The sequence below is a fragment of the Halorubrum coriense DSM 10284 genome, from assembly GCF_000337035.1.
GTDB lineage: Archaea > Halobacteriota > Halobacteria > Halobacteriales > Haloferacaceae > Halorubrum > Halorubrum coriense.
On sequence record NZ_AOJL01000005.1, the window covers coordinates 100,848 to 109,544 of the forward strand.

General features: G+C 71.4%; 11 protein-coding genes. 6 read left to right on the plus strand and 5 right to left on the minus strand.

The genetic code is table 11. The features are described 5' to 3' along the window. Window positions 1–12: 12 nt before the first annotated feature. Window positions 13–1,104, minus strand: coding sequence for an anthranilate phosphoribosyltransferase (locus C464_RS00545; protein WP_006111516.1), 1,092 nt, complete (start codon window positions 1,102–1,104; stop codon window positions 13–15). Between the two features lie 347 nt (window positions 1,105–1,451). Here C464_RS00545 and C464_RS19060 point away from each other — a divergent pair, with 347 nt between their 5' ends. After that, window positions 1,452–1,610 (plus strand): DUF7317 family protein, encoded by a 159-nt coding sequence (locus C464_RS19060; protein WP_006111517.1) that lies wholly within the window; start codon window positions 1,452–1,454, stop codon window positions 1,608–1,610. Between the two features lie 35 nt (window positions 1,611–1,645). On the opposite strand, the gene C464_RS00550 is transcribed toward C464_RS19060, so the two are convergent. Next, window positions 1,646–2,695, minus strand: a complete 1,050-nt coding sequence (locus tag C464_RS00550; RefSeq protein WP_006111518.1) for a DUF4350 domain-containing protein — start codon at window positions 2,693–2,695, stop codon at window positions 1,646–1,648. Then, window positions 2,692–3,768 carry a S49 family peptidase gene (locus C464_RS00555; RefSeq protein ID WP_006111519.1) on the minus strand — a complete coding sequence of 359 codons (1,077 nt, stop codon included), beginning with the start codon at window positions 3,766–3,768 and terminating at the stop codon, window positions 2,692–2,694. Before C464_RS00555 ends, C464_RS00550 begins: the two co-directional genes overlap by 4 nt. Window positions 3,769–3,853: 85 nt before the next feature. Between C464_RS00555 and ahbB the strand changes: the two genes are divergently transcribed. The 4 genes from ahbB to C464_RS00575 all read left to right on the plus strand — a co-directional run bounded on the left by ahbB (window position 3,854) and on the right by C464_RS00575 (window position 6,668). Beyond that, window positions 3,854–4,927 carry a siroheme decarboxylase subunit beta gene (ahbB, locus tag C464_RS00560; RefSeq protein WP_006111520.1) on the plus strand — a complete coding sequence of 358 codons (1,074 nt, stop codon included), beginning with the start codon at window positions 3,854–3,856 and terminating at the stop codon, window positions 4,925–4,927. Window positions 4,928–5,034: 107 nt separating this feature from the next. Continuing rightward, window positions 5,035–5,841, plus strand: a complete 807-nt coding sequence (locus tag C464_RS00565; protein ID WP_006111521.1) for an aldo/keto reductase — start codon at window positions 5,035–5,037, stop codon at window positions 5,839–5,841. A gap of 73 nt (window positions 5,842–5,914) precedes the next feature. Next, a complete protein-coding gene (locus C464_RS00570) occupies window positions 5,915–6,142 on the plus strand; it encodes a hypothetical protein (protein ID WP_006111522.1) in 228 nt (75 codons plus the stop codon). A gap of 124 nt (window positions 6,143–6,266) precedes the next feature. Then, window positions 6,267–6,668, plus strand: coding sequence for a DUF5790 family protein (locus tag C464_RS00575; protein ID WP_006111523.1), 402 nt, complete (start codon window positions 6,267–6,269; stop codon window positions 6,666–6,668). Window positions 6,669–6,681: 13 nt separating this feature from the next. On the opposite strand, the gene C464_RS00580 is transcribed toward C464_RS00575, so the two are convergent. After that, the gene (locus C464_RS00580; protein ID WP_006111524.1) at window positions 6,682–7,476 is read right to left on the minus strand and encodes a creatininase family protein; all 795 of its coding nucleotides are present in this window, start codon (window positions 7,474–7,476) and stop codon (window positions 6,682–6,684) included. Window positions 7,477–7,568: 92 nt separating this feature from the next. On the opposite strand from C464_RS00580, the gene C464_RS00585 reads away from it, so the two are divergent. Then, window positions 7,569–7,874 carry a DUF5789 family protein gene (locus C464_RS00585; RefSeq protein WP_006111525.1) on the plus strand — a complete coding sequence of 102 codons (306 nt, stop codon included), beginning with the start codon at window positions 7,569–7,571 and terminating at the stop codon, window positions 7,872–7,874. A 31-nt stretch (window positions 7,875–7,905) separates the two neighbouring features. Here the strand turns inward: C464_RS00585 and C464_RS00590 are convergent. After that, a partial coding sequence (locus C464_RS00590; RefSeq protein ID WP_006111526.1) for an ABC transporter ATP-binding protein occupies window positions 7,906–8,697 on the minus strand: 792 nt, incomplete at its 5' end.

Below are 8,697 nucleotides of genomic sequence, written 5' to 3' on the forward strand. Positions count from 1 at the left end.
ACCGCACCGCTCTCAGAACTCTCGCATCGCTTCGAGCACGTCGTGCGCGGAGCCGTCGTCGATGACCTCCCGCGCCGCGTCGAGGCCGTCCTCGATGGAGTCGACGTCGCCGCCGGCGTAGATCCGGAGCGCGGCGTTGACCGCGACCGCGTCGGCGAAGGCGCCCTCGCGCTCGCCGGCCAGCACTTCCTCCGTGATCTCGGCGGAGTCGGCCGCGACGTCGTCGACCGCGAGGTCGTCCTCTTCGAGGTCCATCCCGTACTCCGCGGTCTCGATCTCGAAGTCGTCGAAGGACGCGCCCTCGCTGCCCTCGTCGGCGTCGCCCGCCGCGTCCCACTCCGCGACCTTGGTGTAGCCGGGGCGCACGTCGTCGTACCCCTCCATGCCCTGGAACATCAGGACGCGGTCGAGGTCGTGGAACTCGCTCTCGACGAACGTGTCGACCACCTTCTTCGCGAACGCGAGGTGGTAGAAGGAGCCGAGGTGGACGGACGCGCCGGCGGGGTTCGCCAGCGTCTCGACGGTGTTGACGAACGACCGGACGCCCATCTGGTCGCGCCGGTCGAACAGGTCGTCGATCGCGGGGTTGAACGCGGGCTGGTAGTAGAAGCCGAAGCCGGTCTCGTCGACCATCTCGGCGGAGTCCGAGGGGGTCAGCTCGGTGTGGACGCCGAGCTCGTCGAGGACGTGCTTGTACGAGTCCTGCTTCTGGGTGGGCACGCGGTCGCCCGAGTGGACGACGACCGGGGTGCCCGCGGCGGCCGCGACCGCGCCCGCCGCGACGCCGAGGATCGCCGTCCGCCCCTTCCCGTCGTAGTTCGCGCCGCAGTCGACGGGGTCGGCGTCGGGTTCGGCGTACTCGACGCGCTCGCACATCACGTCAACGTACGCGCCCAGCTCCTCGGGCGTGTTCCGCTTCCAGCGGTTCGAGAGCCAGAACGCCCCGAGCGTGGTGGGGTCGGGCTCGCCCGCGAGGATGCGCTCGAACGCCTCGGTCGCCTGCGCGCGCGTCAGGTCGTCGGCCGACTTGTGGCCGGAGCCGCAGACCTCGGTCATCAGCCGCTTGAGGGGCCAGTCGCCGAACTCCTGAGTCGCCTGAGCCATACGCTCCGTTGGGCTCCTCGCACGAAAAGTCCCCCGTTCGACTCCCGGGTCGCGGGAACGGAGTCGGACCGATCCCGCCGAGCGACCCGCCGGCCGACCTGCCGACCTGCCCTGCCGAACGACCCGCCGGCCCGCCGCGGCGACGCCGCGCGCGAGCGACGAACCGGGACGACGCGACCGCTCCCGCCCGATCTGTGGTACTCATTCGCATGATAGTAGCGAACGAACGTCTCGTTCTAGCCGATAAAACTGAAATAGTATACCGTTCTACCCCGTCTGTATTCTGTATCGGGTCTAAAACAGCGCCAGAGTTATATGTTCGTCCATCTAGTTAGCGATCGTACCCGATGACGTCCAAATCCGTCGCCACCGCGCTCACGCTGTATCGGTCCCGCACGCTGACGCTCAAACAGGCCGCGACCGTCGGCGGCTGTTCGACGGCGCAGTTGGAGAAGAGCGCCCGGGCGTTCGCGCCGACGCCGGCCGAGGCCCCCGCCGACGACTGACGCCGACCGCCCGGCCGCGGCGTCGACACCGGGCGTCACGCCGGGTCGCGCGCGCCGACCGCCGTCTCGCTCCCCCCGCTGTCGCTCTCCCCTTCCTCGCCGTCGGCCCCCCCGGGTTCGGCGTCCCGGTCCTCGGTCACGAGGAACTCCACCACGCCGGCGAGGAACGCGTCGTTGTCGCCGACGTTGTATCGGTCCGCGGCGATGAACCGGGCGTCGCCGACCGCGAGCACGTTCCCGTCCCGTACCGCGAGCGTGTGCTCGCGTCGCGTGTCGCTGTCGGCCGTCCGCGCGGTCGGCCCCGTCACCAGTATCGGGTCGGCGTCGGCGGTCGAGCGCACCTCGGTCGGGGTGTACAACACCACCGACTCGGCGTCGACGATCGACCCGTTTCCGCCCGTCAACGAGGCGTTCTCCGGTGGCTCGGCGACGACGTGCCGGTAGTTCCCGTCGTTTCGCTCTTGGTCGTACACGTACCGCGTGTCGAAGTAGAGGTCGAACCGCTCGCCGAGCCCGCGCAGGTCGCTCTCCCGCTCCGCGAGCGAGGCGCCGAGGGCTCCGCCGGTCACCTCGAACCGGTTCGGGTTGCCGAATATCACGACCCGCCCCCCTTCGTCCGCGAACGCCTCGATCGCGTCGAGCTCGTCTTCCGAGTAGTCGGTGTCCGGGTCGACGATCACGAGCGCGTCGGCGTCGTCGATCGCGGACTCGAGCCGCTCCGGGTCGTACTCCACGTCGTGGTTGGCCTTCGAGATCGCCTCCGACAGCGGCCCCAGCCGGCTCCGCCCGGCCCCGTCGGCGTCGATCACGACCGTCCCGCCCGCCGGAACGACCGGCGGCTCCGGCTCGACGGTCCCCGTCGACGGGAGGCCCTCGGCGACGGTCCGGTCGGGGTCGAACGTCTCGAACTCCGGCTGCGGCGGCGAGTCGACGGCCAGCGACGGGACGACGGCCGCCGCGACCGCGATCGCGACGGCGACGGCGACGGTGACGAGGAGCCCCTTCGCGACGGTGTCGCGCCGACCTTTCAGGACCCCGCCGCCGGACGCGTCGGCGTCCGAGCCCTCACCGGGAGGGTCGCTCATCCGGCCACCCCCGCGGCGTCGACCCGGCTCGCGTCGGTCGCGTTCGCATCGGTCGCGTTCGCCCCCATGCCCCCGTCGGAGTCGGTCTCCCCGACCGGCCGTTCGGCGCCCGCGGGAGCGACCTCGATGGCCCCCCGCGAGTCGAGCGTCACCAGCGTCGCGTCGCCGGCCGCGACGGCTCCGGGGTGGGCCATCAGGACGGTCGGGAACGACCCCTGTCGCGGGGTGTTCGCAGTCCGGATCGGTTCGAACCGCTTCTCGTCGGCGCCTCCGGCGTAGTACGCCGCCCGCAGCGCGTACGTCGCGGTCCAGTCCCCGCCGCCGATGTCGGCCGGGGTGATGACCTCGACCGACGGGCGGTCGAGTCCGGCGCGGTCGGCCGCCGCCCGGATCGCCGCCCGCCGGTCGCCGATCGCGTCGGCCATGCCGTTCTCGACCGCGACCGACCCGCCGAAGACCCTCGCCGTCGCGACCTCGTTCTCCGTGAGTTCGAGCCGGTCGCCGCGGTGTTCGACCACGGACCCGACGAAGGCGTTCCGCGACGTCTCGAGCGTGGCGAAGAACTCGCGGTCGCCGAACCCCTCCACCTTCCTCGGGCCGGTGGTCCCGACCACGTCGTTCGGCTCGACGTCGGGGGGGAGACTCCCGATCACGCCGACGCTCCCGACGAACGAACTCGGCTTCACGTACACCTCGTCGGCGGGCGCGATGGCGAAGTACGCGCCGGACGCCGCGACGCCGTCGACCGTCGCGACCACCGGCATCGACTCCCGTAGCCGCAGCGTCTGTATGTACATCGACTCGCTGGCGGCGGCCGACCCGCCGCCGCTGTTGGCGACGATCACGACCGCGTCGGCCTCCGCGCGGGCCTCGGCGAGCATGGCCTGGTACTCGGTCGACAGCTCCCCGTCGATCGTCCCCTGAATCGGGACGACCGCGACCGTTCCGTCGGGTCCCGTCGCCGTGTCCACGGCGACGGGGGCGGCGGCCGCGCCGAGGACCACGCCGAGGAGCACGAACAGGGCGTAGCTGTCGACAGCCCACGCGAGCGCGGACCGCGTACGCTCAAACATCGTGTTAATTGTACACGTACAGCATGATAAGTGCCGTGCCGAGCGTCCCGAAACGCGTACGTGCGACCGCCGCGTAGCGGACGCAATGAGTTTGGACGCCGACTGGCGGGCCGACCTCGACGCGGTCGACGCGGCCCTCATCGACGAGTACCAGAGCGGCTTCCCCGTCGAACGCCGTCCGTTCGAGCGGGTCGCCCGCGACATCGCGGCCGAGACGGGCGTCGAGGTCGACGCCGGCGAACTCCTCGACCGCGTCCGCGACCTCCGCGAGCGCGGCGTGTTCCGGCGGTTCGGCGCGGTCCTCAACCCGCCCGTCATCGGGTCGTCGACGCTCGCGGCGGTGCGCGCGCCCGACGACCGGTTCGACGAGGTCGCCGAGGTGATCAACGGCTACCGGCAGGTGAACCACAACTACCGGCGCGACCACGAGTGGAACCAGTGGTTCGTCGTCACCGCGGGCTCCCGCGAGACGCGCGACGACATTCTCGAAGAGATCGAGGAGCGGACCGGCTGCGAGGTGCTGGCGCTCCCGATGCTCACGGACTACTACATCGACCTGGAGTTCCCCGTGGTCAACCGCGACCGATTCGCGCGGGAGTCGCTCGACCACACCGACGTCTCCGCCACCCGCATCTCCGAGGACGCGCGCGGCGACCTGAACGCCACCGAGGCGGAGCTCCTCTTGGCGATTCAGGACGGCTTCCCGCTGTCCGCGACCCCCTACGCCGACGTGGCGGCCGAGATCGACGCCCCCGTCGACGACGTGCTCGCGGCGGTTGAGCGCCTGCTCGCGGACGGCTGTATCAAGCGGATCGGCTGCGTCGTCAACCACGTCGTCACCGGCTTCACGAACAACTGTATGGTCGTCTGGGACGTGCCCGACGAGGAGCTCGACGAGCGCGGCGAGGCGGTCGGGAGCCTCCCGTACGTCACCCTCTGTTACCACCGACCGCGCCGCCCCGACCAGGAGTGGGAGTACAACCTGTTCACGATGATCCACGGCCGCGAGGCCGAGGCGGTCGACGCGAAGATCGACGAGCTGGCCGCCGACCACCTCCCGTTCGACCACGAGCGGCTCTACTCGACGGAGACGCTGAAACAGACCGGCGCGCGCTACGAGGACCTCGTCGCGGACTCCTCCGACTCGGAGTCCGCGTAGGCCGCGTCCGGCGGGCGGACCGGTCTCCAGCCGGCGTCCCCGCCTCGGTCGCGGACTCGCCTGTCGGAACGGGCGGACTTTTGCCGCGGCCCGCGGTACGGGTCGGCATGACCGACGCCTTCGACAGACTCGGGTACGGGACGTACAAGCTGGCGGCCGGCGAGGAGTGCGCCGACGGCGTCGCCCACGCGGTCGAGACCGGCTACCGCCACGTCGACACCGCACAGGGGTACGACAACGAGGCCTCGGTCGGCGACGGGATCGACCGGAGCGGCGTCGACCGCGAGGACCTGTTCGTCGCGACGAAGCTCTCGACGGACAACCTCTCGTACGACGACGCGGTCGAGACGGCGCGCGCCAGCCGCGACCGGCTCGGCGTCGACTCGATCGACCTGCTGTACGTCCACTGGCCGATCGACAGCTACGATCCGGCGGAGACGCTGCCCGCGCTGGACGACCTCGTCGACGACGGCGTGATCGACCGGATCGGGCTCTCGAACTTCGAGCCGGACCAGCTCGACGAGGCGCTCGACCGACTCGACCACGACGTGTTCGCCCACCAGGCGGAGTGTCACCCCCTCCTCCCGCAGGAGCGGCTCCGCGAGTACGCCGTCGAACACGACCACTGGCTCGTCGCCTACTCGCCGATCGCGCGCAACCGCGTCGCCGAGGTCGACGCCCTCCGCGAGATCGCCGCGGCCCACGACGCGACGCCGGCGCAGGTGAGCCTCGCGTGGCTGCTCTCGAAGGAGCGCGTCGCGCCCATCCCGAAGGCGGCCGACTTCGGCCACGTCGAGGACAACTGGGCGGCCCGCGAGATCGACCTGCGCGACGCGGAGATCGCCCGGATCGACGCGCTCGACCGCCGCGAGCGGATCGTCGACTTCGAGGCGGCCTCGTGGAACCGCGACTGACCTCCGGAGCGCTCAATACCGGTACTGCCACCTCATAGTCGGTTTAACGGGCTTTCGGGTCGAACCCGTATCCGTGCCGGACCCGAACCCGCAGACCGACGCCGGTCCGTCCGCCGACGGTTCGCCCAACGCCGACCCGGACCCCGACGGCGAGTCCGGCCCCCGCGACCGTCCGGCCCTCCTCGCGGCGACGCCCGGGACGGACGCGGTGCTCGACCAGCTCCGCACGCTCGCCGTCCTCGCCGGCCTCCTCGCCCTCCTCGTGACGCTGATCGCCGCGGAGCTGCTCGTCCGCATCTGAGCCCGGCGGCGGACCGAAACTGAACGCGAGATTCCCCCGATCCGGCGACGGATCCGCCCTCGCGGTCGGTTTCACTTCCGCTTTCGGGCGCGTTTTTAAAAGGGACGGGCACGACGGTCCGGGTATGAGCCAGTCCACGTTCGACGACGACGACCTGTTCGGCGAGGCGGCCGAGGAGACCCGCGCCGAGGTCGAAGAGCACCTCGCGGCGGCGCGCGACCAGCTCCCCGACCCGGACGCGGTGTGGGAGACGGACGCGGACAACGTCCTCGGCGCGCTCAACGGGCTGAAGTCCGCGCTCGACGCCGGCGACGCGATCGACAGCGTGCGCTCGGCGAAGAAGGCGTACGTCCTCGGCGAGCGCGCCGACGCCTTCGAGGACGCCGAGGACCTGAAGGCCGACATCGAGGAGCTCGAATCGCTCGTCGGCGATATTGAGAGCGCCGCCGACGAAGTGGCCTCGCTCACCGGCACCGTCCCCGCCATCCGCGGGGCGCTTCAGGACGCGGCGGACGACGACGAGTAGCCCCCTCGCCTCCTCAGGTCGTCTCTCGCTCGACGACCGCGTCCGCCAGTTCCGCGAGCGCCGCGCTCGCGCGGTCGAGCAGGACTGCCCCCCGCTCGGCGTCGCCCTCGCGCGGGTCGCCGACGACGCCGTTGTCGGTGAACTCGTCGGCGTCGTGCGCGAGGTTCACGCCGGCGACCCACTCGCCCCACCGCTCGGCCGCGCCCGCGCTCGCCCCCTCGACGCGCTCTTCGCGGACCAAGTCCGGGTTCGTCGCGCGCAACAGCGCCGTCTCCAGCGGTCCCGCGTGGCCCATGTCGCTCGCGTGGTCGCCGACGGCGTCGAACCAGGTGAACGCGACCCCGTACCCCGCGTGGGCGTCGTCGCGCGAGAACCGGCGGGCGACCTCCGCGAGCGCCTCGACGTTCCCCCCGTGGCCGTTGACGAACACCACGCGGTCGACCCCGTGCGAGACGAGCGACTCGGCGGCCTCCCGGACGTACGCGCGGAACGTCTCCGGGGAGACCCACATCGTCCCGTCGAACGCGCGGTGTTCCTCGGCGACGCCGATCCGGATCGGCGGCGCGACCGCGACCTCGCCGCGGGCGGCGTCGCGGTCGGCCCGACCGGCGTCGGTCGAGTCGTCGGCTCCGACCGACTCCCCCGTCTCGTAGGCGTCCGCGCCCGCCTCCGCGACCGCGACGGCGTTCAGCGCGTCGGTGCCGAGCGGCGCGTGCGGTCCGTGCTGCTCCGTGCTGCCGACCGGGAGGAACGCGACGTCGACGTCGGCGTCGCGAACGTCGGTCCAAGCGACTTCGCTGAGGCGCATACCGCCACCTCGGCGGCCGGCGTCGTATAGCCGGCGGTCACCGCCCGCCCGACGCCCGTGGTATTATACCGCTCCCCGCGGATCGCGACCGTATGGGCAGTGACAACGCGGACCACGACACGGAGGCGCACGCTCCGGCTCCCGCCGTGACGTTCGGCCCGCTGAAGCGGGCGCTCCGCGAGCACCGCTACCCGGTGACGGCGGCGGAGCTGAGAGAGCAGTACGGCGCGGCGACACTGGAGACGCGGACGGAGACGGCGCGGTTCGGCACCCTGCTCGAAGGCTGCGAGGAGACGCAGTTCCGCGAACCGTCGGCGGTCCGCGAGGCGATCCTCCGCGCGCTCGACGCCGACGCGTCGCCGGAGTCGGCCGACGACTGGGCCGAACTGCCCCGCTGACCCGAGCGTCTCGCCGGCGGTCCGCTCCCGCTCAGTCGTCGTCGCTCTCGGCGTCCTCGACGATCCGGGCGGTGCGCTCCTGCGCGCGGTCGATGAACTCCTGCGGGAGCTCGTCGATCTCGCCCGCCTGAACGCCCCAGAGGTGCGCGTACAGCCCGTCGTTGTCGAGGAGTTCGTCGTGCGTGCCGCGCTCGGCGATCTCGCCGCCCTCCAACACGAGGATCGTGTCCGCGTCCTTGATCGTCGAGAGCCGGTGCGCGATCGCGAACGTCGTCCGATCCTCGGTGAGCCGGTCGAGCGAGCGCTGGATCAGCATCTCGGTCTCGGTGTCGACGTCCGAGGTCGCCTCGTCGAGGATGAGGATGTCCGGGTCCTTCAGCACCGCCCGCGCGATGGTGACGCGCTGGCGCTGGCCGCCGGAGAGCTTCACACCGCGCTCGCCGACCATGGTGTCGTACCCGTCCGGGAGGTTCTCGATGAAGTCGTGCGCCTCGGCGGCCTCTGCGGCCTCGCGGACCTCCTCGTCGGTGGCGTCGAAGGTGCCGTAGGTGATGTTCTCGCGGACCGTGCCGTAGAACAGGTACGACGACTGCCCGACGTAGCCGATCGAGCGGCGGAGCGACTTGAGCGTCACGTCGCGGACGTTCTGCCCGTCGATCTCGATCGACCCCTCGTCGACGTCGTACATCCGGAGCAGCAGCTTGAGAACGGTCGACTTCCCCGCGCCGGTCGGGCCCACTAAGGCGAGCGTGTCGCCACCGTCGACCGAGAAGTCGACGTCTTCGACGATCGTCTCGTCGTCGCCGTAGCCGAAGGAGACGTC